The sequence below is a fragment of the Clostridioides sp. GD02377 genome, assembly GCF_045899875.1.
In the GTDB taxonomy this organism is placed as follows: Bacteria; Bacillota; Clostridia; order Peptostreptococcales; family Peptostreptococcaceae; genus Clostridioides; species Clostridioides difficile_A.
Genome location: NZ_JBJODA010000087.1, coordinates 1 through 379 on the forward strand (window position 1 = coordinate 1; position 379 = coordinate 379).

The window sequence follows — 379 nt, forward strand, 5'->3', positions numbered from 1 at the left end:
CTGATGAATTAGTTCTAGCAAATGATAGAGATATAAGATTAGTTATTGCACATTGGGAAGACTTTTATGAACCAGTTGTTTTAGATGGTATCACATGGGAGATAGAAAGAAGAGGAACACCTTCTAAGTTAGAGTTTACTATAGTAATGGATGATATACTACAGTTTTGTGAAGGTAATTCAGTTCGTTTATATTTTAAAGGAACAGGCGTATTTTATGGATATATATTTCAAAAGAAAAGAGATAAGGAAAATCACATCAAGATAGTTGCATATGACCAGTTAAGATACTTTAAGAATAAAGATACTTATGTATATAGTAATAAAACTGCAAGTGAACTTATAAAAATGTTAGCTAAAGATTTTAATTTAAAATACAA

1 pseudogene is annotated in these 379 nt (G+C 28.0%); it reads left to right on the forward strand.

From position 1 onward, the window contains the following. Positions 1-379: pseudogene (locus tag Q3304_RS20965) on the forward strand (cell wall hydrolase); the annotation flags it as partial.